At 66.8% G+C, this 17,550-nt stretch carries 14 protein-coding genes; 10 read left to right on the plus strand and 4 right to left on the minus strand.

The window, feature by feature from the left end; all coding sequences use genetic code 11:
* Window positions 1–54: 54 nt before the first annotated feature.
* The gene (locus tag TF1_RS07515; RefSeq protein ID WP_011292585.1) at window positions 55–825 is read right to left on the minus strand and encodes a glutamate racemase; all 771 of its coding nucleotides are present in this window, start codon (window positions 823–825) and stop codon (window positions 55–57) included.
* A gap of 164 nt (window positions 826–989) precedes the next feature.
* Between TF1_RS07515 and TF1_RS07520 the strand changes: the two genes are divergently transcribed.
* From TF1_RS07520 to TF1_RS07530, 3 genes are read left to right on the plus strand one after another with little or no spacing between them, the layout of a single operon-like run.
* The gene (locus TF1_RS07520) at window positions 990–2,402 is read left to right on the plus strand and encodes an FAD-binding protein (RefSeq protein ID WP_061783775.1); all 1,413 of its coding nucleotides are present in this window, start codon (window positions 990–992) and stop codon (window positions 2,400–2,402) included.
* Window positions 2,403–2,415: 13 nt separating this feature from the next.
* Window positions 2,416–3,687, plus strand: coding sequence for an SAM-dependent methyltransferase (locus tag TF1_RS07525; RefSeq protein ID WP_016188995.1), 1,272 nt, complete (start codon window positions 2,416–2,418; stop codon window positions 3,685–3,687).
* A gap of 52 nt (window positions 3,688–3,739) precedes the next feature.
* Window positions 3,740–4,186, plus strand: a complete 447-nt coding sequence (locus TF1_RS07530; RefSeq protein ID WP_011292582.1) for a hypothetical protein — start codon at window positions 3,740–3,742, stop codon at window positions 4,184–4,186.
* A gap of 207 nt (window positions 4,187–4,393) precedes the next feature.
* On the opposite strand, the gene TF1_RS07535 is transcribed toward TF1_RS07530, so the two are convergent.
* Both TF1_RS07535 and TF1_RS07540 read right to left on the minus strand, forming a co-directional pair.
* Entirely contained in the window at window positions 4,394–5,941 is a 1,548-nt protein-coding gene (locus TF1_RS07535) for a long-chain-fatty-acid--CoA ligase (protein ID WP_011292581.1), read from the minus strand.
* A gap of 97 nt (window positions 5,942–6,038) precedes the next feature.
* Window positions 6,039–6,458, minus strand: coding sequence for a DUF6406 domain-containing protein (locus TF1_RS07540; RefSeq protein ID WP_011292580.1), 420 nt, complete (start codon window positions 6,456–6,458; stop codon window positions 6,039–6,041).
* A 789-nt stretch (window positions 6,459–7,247) separates the two neighbouring features.
* Between TF1_RS07540 and leuS the strand changes: the two genes are divergently transcribed.
* The 4 genes from leuS (at window position 7,248) to TF1_RS07560 (ending at window position 12,155) form a co-directional block, all read left to right on the plus strand.
* Window positions 7,248–9,740, plus strand: coding sequence for a leucine--tRNA ligase (gene leuS / locus TF1_RS07545; protein ID WP_011292579.1), 2,493 nt, complete (start codon window positions 7,248–7,250; stop codon window positions 9,738–9,740).
* Between the two features lie 83 nt (window positions 9,741–9,823).
* Window positions 9,824–10,378, plus strand: coding sequence for a hypothetical protein (locus tag TF1_RS07550; protein WP_011292578.1), 555 nt, complete (start codon window positions 9,824–9,826; stop codon window positions 10,376–10,378).
* 201 nt (window positions 10,379–10,579) lie between these two features.
* Entirely contained in the window at window positions 10,580–11,236 is a 657-nt protein-coding gene (locus TF1_RS07555; protein ID WP_011292577.1) for a hypothetical protein, read from the plus strand.
* A gap of 106 nt (window positions 11,237–11,342) precedes the next feature.
* A complete protein-coding gene (locus TF1_RS07560) occupies window positions 11,343–12,155 on the plus strand; it encodes a hypothetical protein (RefSeq protein WP_061783776.1) in 813 nt (270 codons plus the stop codon).
* Between the two features lie 200 nt (window positions 12,156–12,355).
* On the opposite strand, the gene lexA is transcribed toward TF1_RS07560, so the two are convergent.
* On the minus strand, window positions 12,356–13,114 hold the full coding sequence (gene lexA, locus TF1_RS07565) for a transcriptional repressor LexA (RefSeq protein WP_061783777.1): 759 nt from the start codon (window positions 13,112–13,114) through the stop codon (window positions 12,356–12,358).
* A 255-nt stretch (window positions 13,115–13,369) separates the two neighbouring features.
* Between lexA and TF1_RS07570 the strand changes: the two genes are divergently transcribed.
* The 3 genes from TF1_RS07570 to TF1_RS07580 all read left to right on the plus strand — a co-directional run bounded on the left by TF1_RS07570 (window position 13,370) and on the right by TF1_RS07580 (window position 17,526).
* Complete coding sequence (locus tag TF1_RS07570) at window positions 13,370–13,912, plus strand: LysM peptidoglycan-binding domain-containing protein (protein ID WP_011292574.1); 543 nt, start codon at window positions 13,370–13,372, stop codon at window positions 13,910–13,912.
* 225 nt (window positions 13,913–14,137) lie between these two features.
* Window positions 14,138–14,599, plus strand: a complete 462-nt coding sequence (gene nrdR, locus TF1_RS07575) for a transcriptional regulator NrdR (RefSeq protein WP_011292573.1) — start codon at window positions 14,138–14,140, stop codon at window positions 14,597–14,599.
* A gap of 122 nt (window positions 14,600–14,721) precedes the next feature.
* Complete coding sequence (locus TF1_RS07580; protein ID WP_011292572.1) at window positions 14,722–17,526, plus strand: vitamin B12-dependent ribonucleotide reductase; 2,805 nt, start codon at window positions 14,722–14,724, stop codon at window positions 17,524–17,526.
* Window positions 17,527–17,550 lie beyond the last annotated feature (24 nt).

The following is a 17,550-nucleotide window of genomic DNA, read 5'->3' on the forward strand; positions in this document are numbered from 1 at the left end:
GAACCGGGCCGACAGCACATCCGTGCGGGACGACTACCGGCGCAGCAGACACGCTCACGCCGCGACCTCGGTGGTCAGCAGCACCCCCGCCCTGTAGGTCAGGGCTGCCTCGGGAAGCTGTGCGGGACGGCCGCTGGCATACACCCGCAGCCCACCGGTGCGGGGCGCGTCCGGTTGGGGCGAGACCCCGATTCGCCGGAGGGCCTGCGCGGCGACCGCATCCGCGGCTGTGAACAGGGTCACATGCTCGCCCAGCGCTGCGGTGATGACGTCGCTCACCAGGTCGTAGTGGGTGCAGCCGAGCACCACCGCTGACACGTCGGCAGGAGTGTGCGCGGCGGCGTGGTCGACGGCTTCCGCCACAGCAGCCGGATCGGCGCGTTCCACCGCGTCAGCCAGGCCGGGGCAGGCCACCGGGGTCACCGCGATCCCCCGCGCGAACCGGTCGATGAGGTCCCGCTGGTACGGGCTCCCCGTAGTAGCCGGGGTCGCCCAGATCGCGAACGGCGCACCCCGGTCTGCGGCGGGCTTCACGGCCGGGACGGTACCGATCACGGGAATCCGCGGTTCCAGTTCGGCGCGCAGCGACTCCAACGCGTGCACCGAGGCGGTGTTGCACGCCACCACCACGGCGTCGGGCTGCTCGTCAAGCACAGCCCGGGCCCCGGCCAGCGCCCGCGCGACGATCTCCGGAACACTGCGCGGTCCCCACGGCATGTAATCAGGGTCCATGGAGAGGATCAGGTCCGCATCCGGACGGATCCGCCGCAGCGCGGCGGCGGTGGAGAGCAGACCGATCCCTGAGTCGACTAATGCGATGCGCACGCCAGCCGATGATATGCGCAAAACCGGGAAACGCCGCGTAACATCCCCGGATTTGCCGTACTGGGAGATTAGGCTGGCCTCAAACCGGCGCCCCGACCGCCGTGCGGCGGTTCCGACCAGCCCGGAATGCCGCGCGGGAACGGCGGGGGAGAAGTGGGTGAGCAGTGAACCGTCAGTCTTCCGCGTCCAACCTCGCCAACCACATCAACGCGGTGTACGAGCTGCGCCGCGCCTATGCGCGGCTGTCCGCCGACAAGCCGGTGCGCCTGGCGAAGACCACCTCCAACCTCTTCCGCTTCCGCAGCCGGGACGATGCCGCGCGTCTCGACGTCAGCGCTTTCACCTCGGTGATCAGCATCGACACGGAGGCGCGGGTCGCGGAGGTGGGCGGCATGACCACCTACGAGGACCTGGTCGCCGCCACCCTGCGGCATGGCCTGATGCCGCCGGTGGTTCCGCAACTGCGCACGATCACCCTGGGCGGTGCGGTCACCGGGCTGGGGATCGAATCCTCGTCCTTCCGCAACGGGCTCCCGCACGAGTCAGTGGAAGAGATGGAGATCCTCACCGGCAGCGGCCAGGTGGTGGTGGCCCGGCGCGACAACGAGCACCGCGACCTGTTCTACGGTTTCCCCAACTCGTACGGCACCCTCGGTTACGCGCTGCGGCTCCGCATCCAGCTCGAACCGGTCCGCCCCTACGTCCACCTGCGGCACCTGCGGTTCACCGATGCCGCAGCGGCCATGGCCGCGCTGGAGCAGATCTGCGCGGACCGCACCCACGACGGGGAGACCGTCGACTTCGTCGACGGCGTCGTGTTCGCCCGCAACGAGCTGTACCTGACCTTGGGGACGTTCACCGACCGGGCTCCGTGGACCAGCGACTACACCGGAACCGACATCTACTACCGGTCGATCCCCCGCTACGCGGGCCCCGGCCCCGGCGACTACCTCACCACGCACGACTACCTGTGGCGGTGGGACACCGACTGGTTCTGGTGCTCCCGCGCCTTCGGACTGCAGCATCCCGTGGTGCGCCGCCTGTGGCCGCGTTCCTTGAAACGCTCCGACGTCTACCGCAAGCTCGTCGCCTGGGACCGGCGCACTGACGCGAGCCGCCTGCTCGACTACTACCGCGGGCGCCCGCCCAAGGAACCGGTGATCCAGGACATCGAGGTTGAGGTGGGGCGGGCTGCCGAGTTCCTCGACTTCTTCCACACCGAGATCGGCATGTCCCCGGTGTGGCTGTGCCCGCTGCGGCTGCGAGAAGACACAGCCGACGATACGGAACCGGTCTGGCCGCTCTACCCCCTCAAACCCCGCCGCCTCTACGTCAACTTCGGGTTTTGGGGCCTCGTTCCGATCCGTCCCGGTGGAGGCAGGACATACCACAACCGGCTGATCGAAAAAGAAGTGACCCGGTTGGGCGGGCACAAGTCGCTCTACTCGGACGCCTTCTACGACGAGGACGAGTTCTGGGAGCTCTACAACGGGGAGATCTACCGCAAGCTCAAAGCTGCCTACGACCCCGACGGTCGACTGCTCGACCTGTACACCAAGTGCGTCGGCGGCGGGTGAGAAAGGATGAGGGATGCGACTGGCGGAGGTATTCGAACGTGTCGTCGGACCCGATGCGCCCGTCCACTTCCGGGCCTACGACGGCAGCACTGCGGGAGATCCACGCAGTGAAGTCGCTATCGTGGTTCGCCACCCGGCAGCCGTCAACTACATCGTCCAAGCGCCGGGAGCACTCGGTTTGACCCGCGCCTACGTGGCGGGATACCTCGACGTCGAAGGGGACATGTACACCGCGCTGCGGGCAATGGCCGACGTGGTGTTCCAGGACCGGCCGCGGCTGTCCCCCGGGGAACTGCTGCGGATCATCCGCGGGATCGGGTGGGTGAAGTTCGTCAACCGGCTTCCACCGCCGCCGCAGGAGGTGCGCCAGTCCCGCCTCGCCGCCCTGGGCTGGCGCCACTCCAAGCAGCGCGACGCCGAAGCCATCCAGCACCACTACGACGTCTCCAACGCCTTCTACGCCCTGGTCTTGGGCGAGTCGATGACCTACACCTGCGCGGTCTACCCGACCGAGCAGGCCACGCTGGAGCAGGCACAGTTCTTCAAGCACGAGCTGATCGCCCGCAAGCTCGGTCTTGCCCCTGGGATGCGACTGCTGGATGTGGGGTGCGGCTGGGGCGGCATGGTCATCCACGCGGCCCGGGAGCACGGGGTCAAAGCCCTGGGGGTGACCCTGTCCAAAGAGCAGGCTGAGTGGGCGCAGAAGCGGATCGCCCACGAGGGCCTGGGCGACCTGGCAGAAGTCCGGCACATGGACTACCGGGACCTGCCCGACGGCGAGTACGACGCGATCAGCTCGATCGGGTTGACCGAGCACGTCGGAAAAAAGAACGTGCCCGCCTACTTCGCGTCGCTGTACCGCAAGCTCGTCCCGGGAGGCCGCCTGCTCAACCACTGCATCACCCGGCCCCGCAACGACCTGCCGCCCTTCAAACGCGGCGGGGTGATCAACCGCTACGTCTTCCCCGATGGGGAGCTGGAAGGGCCCGGCTGGCTGCAGGCGGCGATGAACGACGCCGGGTTCGAAATCCGCCACCAGGAGAACCTGCGGGAGCACTACGCACGGACCCTGCGGGACTGGCTGGCCAACCTGGACCGCAACTGGGATGCCGCGGTGCGGGAAGTGGGGGAGGGCACGGCCCGAGTGTGGCGGCTCTACATGGCCGGGTGCGTGCTCGGCTTCGAACGCAACGTGGTGCAACTGCACCAGATCCTCGGGGTGAAGCTCGACGGGACCGAGGCGCGGATGCCGCTGCGCCCCGACTTCGAACCGCCGCTGCCTTAACCGCGGTGCACAGCCGGGGGATATCAGTCGCGGAACCGGGCATGATGAGCCCATGGCTGCGACCGATGACGACCGGCACCACACCACCGTCGCCCTCGACCTCATCGACGCGTATGTGCGCGCCGACCGCAGAATGATCGGTGAACGTTCCGCGGGGATCAGCGCGGAGGCGGGGGAGCGGATCGTCTCCACCCTGAAAGTGTGCGCGGCCTTCCTTGCCCGCCGGGTCCAGGAGACCGGGGTGCCGTGGCGCGCCGCGGACTCCCGGGAAGCGGTCGCCCGCACCGTCGCCGACCTGCTGGAACCCGAGGTGGAATTCGCGGTCGTCTCCGCCTGGGAGGCGTACGCGATCGGGGAGCACGAGGCCGCCTGGGTCCGGGCGCACGGCGATCCGCTGGTCTTCGTCCACATGCTGGCCGCGTTCTCCGCTGCTATCGGCACAGCGGTCTACGGCCGTGAGGAGCTGCTGCCCACGCTGCGCAGGGTGACAGCACGATAAGCACCCCGCGCGGGAGGCGGGCCGTGCGCCTAGCCGCGCGTCGCGGTAGCCCGCAACCGGAGCCGCGGACCGGCCGGGGCCGGAAGACACCGCGGAATCCGGCACAGGGTGCGGTCCGCAGCGGTTCCCCGCGGCCCCGGCAGCACTAGGCGGCGCTGGGAAACGAGTGCGGCTGCTCCACGGCAGCGCCGCACCGCCCGCAGCTGGTCAGCGAAGTTCCCGCTTGAGGATCTTGCCGGTCGCCGTCATGGGCAGTTCCGTGCGGAACTCCACGATCCGCGGGTACTTGTAGGCCGCCAGACGCTCCTTGGCCCAGGCGATCAGTTCGTCTTCGGTGAGGGTGGCCCCCTCGGCGGGGATCACGAACGCTTTGATCTCCTCGCCGTGCGTGTCGTGCGGGACACCCACCACGGCGGCCAGGCTCACCTGGGGGTGCGTCATCAGCACCTCTTCGATCTCCCGCGGGTACACGTTGTATCCGCCGCGGATGATCATGTCTTTGGAGCGGTCGATGATGAAGTAGAAGCCTTCCTCGTCGCGGCGGGCGATGTCCCCGGTGCGGAACCAGCCGTCCCGCATCACCTGCGCGTTGGCCTCGGGACGGTTGTGGTAGCCCTTCATCACGCAGTGGCCGCGCACGGCGATCTCTCCCGGCCCTTCGCCTTCAATGGTGTTGAAGTTCTCGTCGACGAGCTTCATCTCCACGCCCCAGATGGGCAGCCCGATCGACCCCGGCTTGGCTTTGCGCTTGGGGTTGTTGAAGGACACCACGGGAGAGGTTTCGGAGAGGCCGTAGCCTTCCAGGATTTCGATGCCGAACTTCTCCTTGACTTTCCGGGCGACTTCGGCGGGAAGGGAGGCGCCCCCGGAGACCGCGGTGTGCAGGGTCTGGGAGATCTGCTTGATGTCGTGGTCCCCTTGGGCGTTGAGGAGCCCCCAGTACATGGTGGGCACCCCGGCGAAGATGGTGACCTTCTCCTTTTCCATGAGGGAGAGGGCCTCATCCCCGTCGAAGCGGGGCATCAGCACCATGGTCCCGTGCCGGTAGAGAGCCGCGTTCATCATCGTGGTCTGCCCGAAGATGTGGAAGAGCGGCAGCACGGTGAGGAACACGTCGTGGCTGTCGGGAGCCTGGTCGAAGAGGGCGCTGGAGGCGACCGCGTTGAAGAGCAGGTTGGTGTGGGTGAGCTGGGCGCCTTTGGGCTGGCCGGTGGTGCCGCTGGTGTAGATGATCACTGCGACGTCGTCGCCTTCGGTGCGCACCGACTCGAACTCGCCGGGCTGCCCGTTGAGCGCGGCCCAGAAGGTTTCTGCGCCCGGGATTGCGGACGTGGTCGCCCCCGCGGCGGCCGGCAGGTCGATGTAGAGCTCGCATTCGGCGACTTCCTGGAATGCTTGCCAGGCGCGCTCCCCGAGGGGGAGTTCCGGGGTGCCGGTGAACGCGAAGAGCGCTTTAGCGCCGGAGTCGCGGAGGTGGTATTCGATTTCGCGCGGCGTAAGCAGGACGTTCAGGGGGACGACGACCGCTCCCGCCTTGAGCGCACCGAAGTAGACGAAGGGAAAGTACGGGACGTTCGGACAGGCGAGCGCAACCTTGTCCCCGGGGCGGATACCGCGGGATACCAGGAGGTTGGCTACCTGGTTGGCGATCATGTTGACCAGGGCGTAGTTCAGCCGCATGTCGCCAAAGACGATCGCATCGCGCTCCGGCCGGTTGCGTGCGCCGTCTTCCAGCAGAACGGAGAGATTGAGCATCCTGGCTCCTCCGGGAAGTGCCGCATGTCACTGTTCTACTGAACAGTAACTTATGGGTGAGGTGCGGGACCAGGGAGCCTTCCCCCCACTGCGGGGATTACTCAGCCTTGGTGAGCGTCACCGAGACAGGCAGCGAGTCACCGAACCCCAACTCGGACACCCGCCACGGGACTCCGTCCACCTCGATCAGGTCCCCCAGCGTCACCGTGGTCTCCTCACCCGTTCCGCCCTCCGGAGTGACCTTGACCGTCACCTGCGGCTCCGCCTCGTCGTATTCGGTGATTTCCAAGACGAAAGAGTCGCCATCCTCAGCGGTGAGGGTGTACGGGGTCCCCTCCACCAGTTGGATGCGGTCGTCGTACTCGCCCAGCACGGGAGCTGGATCCTGCTCCGCCACCGTCTCAGCGGGGGAGGTGTCCGAAGAGGCCGAGCAGGCGGCCAGACTCAGGCCCACCAGGGCGGCTGCCACAGCGGACAGGGACGCCCGGACGACGGTACGCGGATCGAACAGCGGCATGTCAGTTCTCCTCTGGCGGATTCCCCGCGGATACGCGGGGCGTGGAACAGCGGGAAAGCGGACGGTGGATCCACTCTGCTGGGGTGGCGGCGCCCCGGCCCTCCCGGAACGGTGGGGTACCGGAGGTGAAGGACAGCCGTGGCACACCGCCCTGGGCGGGAGCCGAGACGCTACGGGGGAGGGAGACCGAAAGGGCGGGTGCAGCGCACCGGAGTGTCCCGCGGTGCCAGGGAAGGCCGCTGCTCCCGTATCCGGGCGGTGCTGCCCGGCACAGGCAGGGCTGCGGCAGACCACCGGGTCTGGGGCCGCCGGTCGCTGCCCTGCCGCGAGGGGAAGACGAAACCGGCACGCCGCCGTTTCCCTGCAGCAAGGGTGGGCGCGGTTCTGTGCCGCGACCGTGTTCCACCAGCGGGGGCCGACCGGTGAACTGCTGTCCTCCCCATCGATTCCCAAGACCAACGTGGCGCGGCGGGTACGGGCTCCGCCCAGCCGACACGGCCATAGAGCCAGGATGCTTTACCGCCAACGGTAGCCGGTTTTCCCGCCCTTTGCGGCTGCAGCGGCAGAGAGCTGTCCCACGCTGGCTCAGCCCGGGAAGACCGCGGGATGCCGCAGGGGAATCACGGCTGCGCTTCGGCCGTGCCGTTGCGCGCTAACCTTGAAACACAGGTGATTCGGACCGGCATCCTCAGGTCACTCGGTGAGTCGGAAGACGCTGGTCCGGCAACAGCAGTGCGCCAGATCGGAACCCGCCCCCTAGGGCAACACCGGTAGAGGAACCATCCAACCATGACAGCGGTTAGCGGCGATCAGACGACGAGTGGCTCCTACGACGTCCGGGCACTCCAGGAGAAGTGGCAGGCCCGGTGGGCAAAGGAGAACCCCTTCACGGCTAGCGAAGACCCGGCCGACCCCCGTCCGCGACGCTATGTGCTCGACATGTTCCCCTACCCCTCAGGTGACCTCCACATGGGGCACGCTGAGGCGTTCGCGATCGGCGACGTCATCGCGCGCTACCACTTCGCGCGCGGGGAGAACGTGCTGCACCCGATCGGCTGGGACTCTTTCGGCCTGCCCGCGGAGAACGCCGCCATCAAACACAACTTCCACCCGGCCGAGTGGACCTACACCAACATTGAGACCCAGGCCGAGTCGTTCCGGCGCTACGCCATCTCTTTGGACTGGTCCCGTCGTCTGCACACCAGCGACCCCGAGTACTACCGCTGGAACCAGTGGTTCTTCCTCCGGTTCTTCGAACGCGGTCTGGCCTACCGCAAGGACGGCCTGGTCAACTGGTGCCCCAAGGATCAGACCGTGCTCGCCAATGAGCAGGTCATCCAGGGCAAGTGCGAGCGCTGCGGCACCGAGGTCGAGCGGCGGGCGCTCAACCAGTGGTACTTCAAGATCACGGACTACGCCCAGCGGCTGCTGGACGACATGGAGCAGCTCGAGGGCAAGTGGCCCGAGCGCGTGCTGACCATGCAGCGCAACTGGATCGGCCGTTCGGAAGGCGCTGACGTCCAGTTCACTATCGAAGGCCGCGAGGAACCGGTCACCGTCTTCACTACGCGACCCGACACCCTGTACGGGGCGACGTTCTTCGTGGTCGCCCCCGACTCGCCGCTGGCCGACGAACTGTGCGCGCCTGAACAGCGGGAAGCGTTCGAGGCCTACCGCACCCAGGTCAGCAAGCTGAGTGACATCGAACGCCAGTCGACCGAGCGGGAGAAGACCGGCGTCTTCCTGGGCCGCTACGCGATCAACCCGGTCAACGGGGAGCGCATCCCGGTCTGGGCGGCCGACTACGTACTGGCCGACTACGGCCACGGCGCGATCATGGCGGTGCCCGCACACGACCAGCGCGACCTGGACTTCGCCCGCAAGTTCAACCTGCCGGTCCGTGTTGTCGTGGACACGGGCGAGCCCGACCCCGCTGAGACGGGGATCGCCACCCCCGGGGAGGGCACGCTCATCAACTCCGGTCCGCTGAACGGCCTCAGCAAGAGCGAAGCGATCCCCCGCATCATCGAGATCCTCACCGAACGCGGCACCGGCAAGGCCGCCGTCAACTACCGGCTGCGCGACTGGCTGGTGTCCCGCCAGCGGTTCTGGGGCACTCCCATTCCGATCATCCACTGCCCGGAGTGCGGCGAAGTTCCGGTCCCCGACGAAGAACTGCCGGTGCGCCTGCCCGACCTGCGCGGGGCTGCCCTAGCCCCCAAGGGGGTCTCCCCGCTGGCCGCCGCCACCGACTGGGTCAACGTGTCCTGCCCCCGCTGCGGCGGGCCCGCCAAACGGGACACGGACACGATGGACACCTTCGTCGACTCCTCCTGGTACTTCTTGCGCTACTGCTCGCCCAACCTGGACACCGCGCCGTTCGACCAGGAGAAAGTCGCCAAGTGGGGACCGATCGACCAGTACGTCGGCGGTGTCGAGCACGCGATCCTGCACCTGCTCTACAGCAGGTTCTTCACCAAGGTCCTCTACGACATGGGCATGGTGCCGTTCACCGAGCCCTTCGTCCGGCTGCTCAACCAGGGCCAGGTCATCAACCAGGGCAAGGCCATGTCCAAGTCGCTGGGCAACGGTGTGGACCTGGGGCAGGAGATCGACCGCTACGGGGTTGACGCCGTCCGGCTGACCATGGTGTTTGCCGGGCCGCCGGAGGAAGACATCGACTGGGCAGACGTGTCCCCGGGGGCATCGGTGAAGTTCCTCAACCGTGCCTACCGGGTGATGGCGGAGGCCGCAGCCGCCTCTGCACCGGGGGTGGACCCGGCCACCGGCGACCTGGCGCTGCGGCGGATGACCCACCAGACCCTGGCGAAGGTTACCGAGGCCGTGGAAGCCCAGCGGTTCAACGTCGCCATCGCGCGGATCATGGAACTCGTCACCGCTGCTCGCCGGGCGATCGACTCGGGCCCTGGCGCCGCCGACCCCGCGGTGCGTGAAGCCGCTGAGGTGATTGCGATCACCTTGGGGCTGTTCGCTCCCTACGTCGCCGAGGAAGGCTGGGAGATGCTCGGCCACACCGGATCGGTGTCGGTGGGCACCTGGCGGGAGCCCGACCCTGCGCTCCTGGTCCAGGAGAGCGTGACGTGCGTGGTCCAGGTGGCCAGCAAGGTCCGCGACAAGCTGCAGGTCTCCCCGGACATTTCCGCGGAAGAGCTGGAGCGGCTGGCCCTCGCCTCGGAGAAGGTCCAGAATCACATCGCCGGACGTGAGATCCGCAGGATCGTGGTCCGTGAGCCCAAACTGGTCAACATCGTGGTCGCCTAAACGCCGACCACTGCTGAGGTACCGCAACCGGGCCGCCGCCCGCAGCCGGACCGTGGGCGGGCGCGGAAGAGGAGAACACGACGATGGACGAGGCGAGGCGGCGCACAGTGGTGCGCGGGGCCGCGGTGGTGGGCGGCGCTGCCGTGGTGAGCGCCGCGGCCATCACCGGCGGCCTGCTGTGGGCGAAGCACGGTCCCGCAGTGGAGGCCGCTCCCACGGACGCGTACCCGCAGCCGCCCGCCTGCACGTCAGTGCCGAGTGCGACCGTGGAAGGCGCGGTCCCCGCAGCAGTGCTCGAAGCGGAGACCGTTGGGCCGCTCCCGCTCTCCGCCGGCCGGTCGTGCGTGTGGTCCTCACTGGACGCTTCCGGTGAGGACCCGCGGATGCTCATCGTCTCCTTCCGCGCCCACTTCAGCGACAGCCAATCGAGCGGGGAGGAGCGCGCAGCAGCAGAACTGGACGCTTTGGCGGAGGGGGAGCTGTCGCGCGGGGACACGCTGGTGCGGCCCGCCGGGGTCGGTGAGGGAGCCGAGGCCGCGACCAGGGACCGCAACCTGACGATCCGGGTCTGGTACGGCGGGGCCGACGCCGGGGAGAAAGTAGCGGCGATCGCCGCAGAGGTGGCGGCGGCCCTGTAACGGAGCCGGGAAGCCGGACCGTCCGCTCCGCCCGGCTTGGGGAGATTACCGCGAACTTTATCGCGGTAAGCGGCTTCTTACCCGGTGAAGTGATGCTCAGGGATCGGGCTCCTCTGCCAGACCTCCCGTCCGAACCAGCGAGTAACGTTGGCTCGGTGGCAGAGGAAGAGCGTCGATCTCCGGACAGGTGAAGGGAAGTCCATGGTCCAGCCGCCTCCCCCCGGCGGGTCCGCCACCCTCCATGAGGAGCCGCGCGGCAGCGGACGCGGCTGCGCGGTGGCTGTGCTGGTCAGCGCAGTACTCGTCCTCGTGCTGCTGGGGTGCGGAGGAGTCGGCCTCCTCGTCTGGCTGCGCGGTCCCGGCGGGGACTATGCGGAGGCCCCACCGTGCGCCCTCGTCGAAGAGAGCGGAGTCCTTGACCAACTGGTCAAGGGGTACGTGACCGACCTCGACGCTCCCGTAGACACCCAGGGCGCTACGTGGTGGGACGGCACCCAATGCCGGTGGACGACCACGGAGGATTCTCCCGGGATGCCGTCGAGCGTGAGTGTGGCCTTCATCCGCAGCGGAAACCGTTTCGGCCACGGGGGAGAGGCCTCCGCCCGAGCCGATCTGAAACGGGAATCGGAGGACAACGCGACGACCGCCGTGACGGGACTCGGAGACGAGGCCGTGCGGTGGTACGACGCCACAACCCTGCACGGGTGCGTGGCGGTGCGGAAGTCCAATCTCATGATCTCCGCTTGCTACGAGGCCAGCACGGACTTCTCCGCCACCCGGGAGGTCTCTGCGGAAGAGGCAATGGACGGTGCCGTGAGCGTGGCCCAGGAGATCGTCGCGACCCTGGAGCAGGAGTGAATCCGCTTCCAGCAGTCGAGAGCCCTGCCGGGGCGGCCTCCGCCAGGGATGCCGTGAAACCCCGCACACGAACGACCTTCCACTGTTGTTGGATAAGGATCATCCCATGACCCAACCTTCTTCTCCCTCGTCGCCGCACGGGCCGCAACCCCCGTACGGATCCCAGCCCTACGGCCCCCCGCCTCCTCCCCCCGGGCAGCCGCCCCACGGGGCGCAGTTCTCTCCCCCGCCGTACGGAGCGGGAGGATATCCGCCTGCTCCGCAGAAGACAGGGAAAAACGGCTGCTTGATCGCCGGGATCGTCGTGGGCGCGGCAGCGGTCCTCGGTATCGCCGGGATCCTCGTATTCGCCGCTCTGAGCAGCAGCGACAGCACCTCAGACCAGGAGACGTCCGCCACCGGGGAGACCTCGGACTCCCAGGGGACGACCTCGTCCGAGGTGGAAGGGGACTTCACGATGCTGCCCGACTGCTCGGTGGGGGAGCACAGCGAGCTGGAACGGCTCGTCCCCGACTACCGCGGGGAGGTTGAAGACGTCGACACCGGCGGCCAGGAATGGTGGGAAGGGCAGCACTGCTCCTGGGACAACGTCAACAGCCTGGGCAACGGCAGCTACGCCTTCCTCACGATCATGCTCAACGACCCTGGGGAGCGCTACCACACCAGCGACGACCTGGAGTGGTATTCCCAGGACTACACCACGACGGAGGTCTCCGGCCTCGGTGAAGGAGCCGTGTCCTGGTACGACAGTGAGAACCAGGTCGGCTGTGTCGCCACGTACGTGGCGAACCTGTCGTTCGCGTCCTGCTACGACAAGGTGAACTTCGGGGTGTCGCTTCCCGAGGAGGAGGCGATCCAGGAAGCGGAGAAATTGGCCCGCGCCACCCTCGAAGAGATCCGCCGCGGCGACTACCAGTAACGGACCGTTCCAGACGAGAGTGACTAGTCCTGGCCGCCCCCAGTGCGTGCCCCTTGCGGCGCGCCTGGGGCGGCCAGGCCAGTGGAGACAACGAGGCGGAAAATCCTACGAGAAAACAGCGGTAACGATTACCGACAAATGGCCCAAAAGGGACAATTCAGAGATTAATTACGAGGTCGTATCAAACTGAAGCGAAGTCGTTATACCTTGCGAAGAACGGTGACGACTTTGCCCAGAATGGTCGCAGAATCGCCGTTGATGGGCTCGTAGGCGCTGTTTCGCGGCAGCAGCCAGACGTGTTCTCTGTCACGCTTGAAGACCTTGACCGTGGCCTCGTCGCCTAGAAGCGCGGCCACGATATCCCCGTTGTTAGCGTCAGGCTGCTGACGGACAACGACCAGGTCACCGTCGGCGATAGCGGCATCGATCATGGAATCGCCCACGACGGTGAGCATGAAGAGCGTGCCCTCTCCGACAAGCTGCCGCGGCAGGGAGAGCACATCCTCGACATGCTCCTCCGCCAGAATCGGGCCGCCCGCCGCGATCCGGCCGAGCAGGGGAATGTCCACGATTTCCTCGGAGCCGGAGAGCCCGCCGAGTTCCCTTCGCGTGCGTCCGGAAGTTTTATGTGGAATACGAATTTCCACCGCTCGGGGGCGGTTCTGATCGCGGTGAAGGTACCCCTTGCGTTGCAACACCTTCAACTGGTGCGCGACACTTGAGGGGCTAGACAGCCCCACCGCCTCCCCGATCTCCCGGATGGACGGCGGATATCCCCGCTCACGCACGTAGCGGTGGATGACGTTGAGGACACTCCGCTGACGTTCCGTGAGTGTCGGAGCGTCACCTGTCTGCTCGGCAGAGGACCCCACGGAGTCATCCGTGCGGACCGGGTGGAGTGCGGAGACGGAACTCTCCTCCGTGTAAGGCTGGTGCCCTCCGCGGTTCTCCTCCGGCACGTCCGGCCTCCTCGGCGGTTAGTGTCCTCCGTTGGGGACTGTCGGCTTGCTACGACATCAATGCTCGTTCCGAAGGTCGAGGGCGTCGGCGTGATAGGACCGACGCCGATGCTCTACCGGAGCGAAACACATTCCACGTTAGTCCTTGGACAAGGCAATATCAAACAAACGTTCGAGATGATGCTGAAAAATTTCCCAGAATGCGGTAGTAATCGAACGCCGGTTCTGGTGGGCGGAGGTTCGAAGGGAAGGACGATGTCCCAGGCCGCGTTGCCGCATGCCCCCACGCCATCCGCTGCCCGCGCTTCCTGTCGGTCTACGAGCGACACGGACGCTGCCCGCGGCGGTCTGGAAACCGATCTTTACGACTGGTCCAAGGAGGTACCGGAGTGGATCAATGACGTCCCTCCACCCGAGGTCCGGCGAAGTCCGGCCAGTCCCGCCCGTAAACGGGCCGTACGCCCCGTCCCCGCAGGGCCCCCGCGGCTGACCAGGAGAGGACGGATCGTCCTGTTCTGCCTGCTCGGCACGGCAGCCGCCGCCGGCTGCGCCCTGTTCGCCGTAGCGTTTCTGGCCCTCAGCGCCTCCAACGCGGACGCTTCCACCGACACGCTCCTCCACCTCCCCGAACGGTCACGCACGGTCGTGGTCAACGAGGGAGACACGCTCTGGGAGATCGCTGAACGACTCCGTCCCGCAGAAGACCCGCGCAAGACTGTGGACGAGATCGTCGAGATCAACGGCCTCACCGAACCGGTGCTCACCCCAGGACAGGAACTCGTTCTACCATCCCCCTGAGACAGACGCTTCGCTCCCGCACACCGCACAGTTGCGAACATCTCCAGCCACACACACCGTTCGCAGTCCGAAGCCGTGCGTGGCGACACGCCGGACGGACTTGTCTCAGGTTGCGTCTAAGACTCTCTAGCCGTAGGTTAACGGCCACTAGATCTAGTGCCTTCGTGGATGAAACCATCCACAAATTGTGGTTGTCCGGTGTTGACCTGGGAAGGATGACAAACAGTGCGCTGTCCCTTCTGCCACAACCAGGACACCCGGGTGATCGACAGCCGGGCCGCAGAAGAAGGTACAGCGATCCGACGCCGTCGCTCCTGCCCGGCCTGTGAGAGAAGGTTCACCACCCAGGAGACGGTGCTGCTCATGGTCACCAAGCGATCAGGAGCCACGGAGCCCTTCTCCCGCAGCAAGATCATCGCCGGAGTCCGACGGGCCTGCCAGGGCCGCCCGGTCACCGAGGACGCGCTCGCGCTCCTCGGACAGCGGGTCGAGGAGGAGATCCGCAGCCGCGGGGTTGCGGAAGTCAGCTCGCACGAGATCGGACTGACCATCCTCGGACCGCTGCGCGACCTCGATGAAGTCGCCTACCTGCGCTTCGCGAGCGTCTACCGCAGCTTCGAATCCCTCGAAGACTTCGAACGCGAGATCGCGGAGCTGAGGGCAGAGCGCACAGCAACCCAGGGCTGAACCCACCACCGGGCACCACAGCGTTCAACAAGCCATAGAGGACACTCAGGGTGCCGCCGGCTACGGCAGACGAACGGCGACCACCCTCGGATACACCTTTCCACCAAGGGGAGCGAAGCACGATGACCGAGACGGTGAGCGGCTCTGCCACGCGTAAAGGCAGAAAACCTCGCAGGGGGGTGAAGATCCAACGCGTCTTCACCACTCCTGGAGTCCACCCCTACGACACTGTGGAGTGGGAACGCCGCGACGTCGTCATGACCAACTGGCGCGATGGCTCGGTCAACTTCCGGCAGGATGGGGTCGAATTCCCCAAGAGCTGGTCGATGAACGCCACCCAGATCGTGGCCAGCAAGTACTTCCGCGGCGCCTTGGGCACCCCGCAACGCGAGTGGAGCCTCAAACAGCTCATCGACCGGGTCGTCGACACCTACACCGCAGCCGGTCGGGAGCACGGCTATTTCGCCTCCGACGAGGACGCTGAGATCTTCGATCACGAGCTCAAGTACGCCCTCGTCCACCAGATGTTCAGCTTCAACTCCCCGGTCTGGTTCAACGTCGGAACCTCGTCGAAGGCGCAGGTCTCCGCCTGCTTCATCCTGTCGGTGGACGACACCATGGAGTCGATCCTCGACTGGTACAAGGAGGAGGGGCTGATCTTCAAGGGCGGCTCCGGCGCGGGGGTGAACCTCTCTCGCATCCGCTCTAGCAAGGAGCTGCTCTCCTCTGGTGGAACCGCGTCCGGCCCGGTGTCCTTCATGCGCGGCGCCGACGCCTCTGCCGGAACCATCAAATCCGGGGGCGCCACCCGGCGGGCCGCCAAAATGGTGGTCCTCGACGTCGACCACCCAGACATCGAAGAGTTCATCGAATGCAAGGCACGCGAAGAACGCAAGATCCGGGTGCTGCGCGACGCCGGCTTCGACGTGGACCTGGGCGGCGCTGACATCATCAGCGTCCAGTACCAGAACGCCAACAACTCCGTGCGGGTCTCCGACAAGTTCATGCGTGCCGTGGAGAACGATGAGGATTTCGACCTCATCGCCCGCACCACCGGGGAAGTCATCAGCAAGGTCCGGGCCCGGGACCTGTTCCGCAAGATGGCTCAGGCCGCCTGGGAGTGCGCGGACCCGGGCATCCAGTACGACGACACCATCAACGACTGGCACACCACGCCGGAAAGCGGTCGGATCACTGCCAGCAACCCCTGCTCCGAGTACGTCCACCTGGACAACTCGTCCTGCAACCTGGCTTCGATCAACCTGATGAAGTTCCTCGACGAGGATGGCTCGTTCCGCGTCGAGGAGTTCGAACGGCTCACCGAGCTGGTCATCACGGCGATGGACATCTCCATCTGCTTCGCCGACTTCCCCACCGAGAAGATCGCCGAGACCACCCGCGCGTACCGCCAGCTCGGTATCGGCTACACCAACCTGGGCGCCCTGCTCATGGCGACCGGGCACGCCTACGACTCCGACGGGGGCCGCTCGGTGGCTGCCGCGATCACCTCGCTGATGACCGCCGCGGCCTACCGGCGCAGCGCGGAACTGGCCGGGGTCGTCGGCGCCTACGAGGGCTACGCCAAGAACGCGGAGGCCCACAAGCGCGTCATGCGCAAGCACGCGGCAGCCAACGACGCACTCCGCCCGGTCGGACAGTTGGAGAAGCCGATCCACGACGCCGCCACCCGCGCGTGGAAGGAGTGCCTGGAACTCGGGGAACGCCACGGATGGCGCAACGCCCAGGCCAGCCTGCTCGCCCCCACCGGCACCATCTCCTTCATGCTCGACTGCGACACCACCGGCATCGAGCCCGACTTCTCCCTGGTCAAGATCAAGAAGCTCGTGGGCGGCGGGTCCATGAAGATCGTCAACCAGGGCATTCCGCGGGCGCTGCGCACCCTCGGCTACAACGAAGACCAGATCCAGGCCATCGTCGACTACGTCGCTGAGCACGGCCACGTCGTCGACGCCCCTGAACTGCGCCCGGAACACTACGAGGTTTTCGACTGCGCCACCGGCAAGCGCTACATCCGACCCATGGGCCACGTGGAGATGATGGCGGCAGTCCAGCCGTTCCTCTCCGGCGCGATCTCAAAGACCGTCAACCTGCCCGAGGAAGCCACGGTCGAGGACTTCGAACGCCTCTACTTCGAAGGCTGGAAGAAGGGCCTCAAGGCGCTCGCGGTCTACCGCGACAACTGCAAGGTCGGCCAGCCGTTGTCCACCACGAAGAAGGAAGAGGAGAAGAAGGAGGAGTCCCGCCCCGTCGAGCTCCGGAGCCCGGTGCGGCGCCGGCTGCCGAAGCGGCGTCCCAGCCAGACCATCTCCTTTACGGTCGGGGGTGCTGAAGGCTACATCACCGCCGGCTCCTACCCCGACGACGGGTTGGGCGAAGTGTTCCTCAAACTCGGCAAGCAGGGCTCTACGCTCGCCGGGATCATGGACGCCTTCTCCATCGCGATCTCCATCGCGCTGCAGTACGGGGTGCCGCTGCAGACCTACGTGGAGAAGTTCACCAACATGCGCTTCGAACCGGCGGGGATGACCGACGACCCCGACATCCGGATGGCGCAGTCGGTCGTGGACTACATCTTCCGCCGCCTCGCCCTGGACTACCTGCCGTACGAGGAGCGCGCCGCACTCGGCGTCTTCACCGCGGAAGAGCGGGCTGCCCAGGCCGCCGGCGAGGACCCGGCCCAGGTCGCTGCCCAAGTGGTCACCTACGCCCAGTCCGCGCCGGTCACCGAGACGCTGACCGCGCCTCCGGAACCGGAGCCGAAGCCGCGGAGTACGGTGGAGTCCACGGAGTCCCGCAAAGAGTTCAGCGCTGACGCGCCGCTCTGCGTGAGCTGCGGCACCAAGATGCGGCCGTCCGGAAGCTGCTACGTCTGCGAAGGCTGCGGCTCGACCAGCGGCTGCAGCTAACCGACTGCAGGGCATCCCCGCAGC

The organism is Thermobifida fusca NBRC 14071 = JCM 3263 (assembly GCF_001592045.1).
Classification (GTDB): Bacteria; Actinomycetota; Actinomycetes; order Streptosporangiales; family Streptosporangiaceae; genus Thermobifida; species Thermobifida fusca.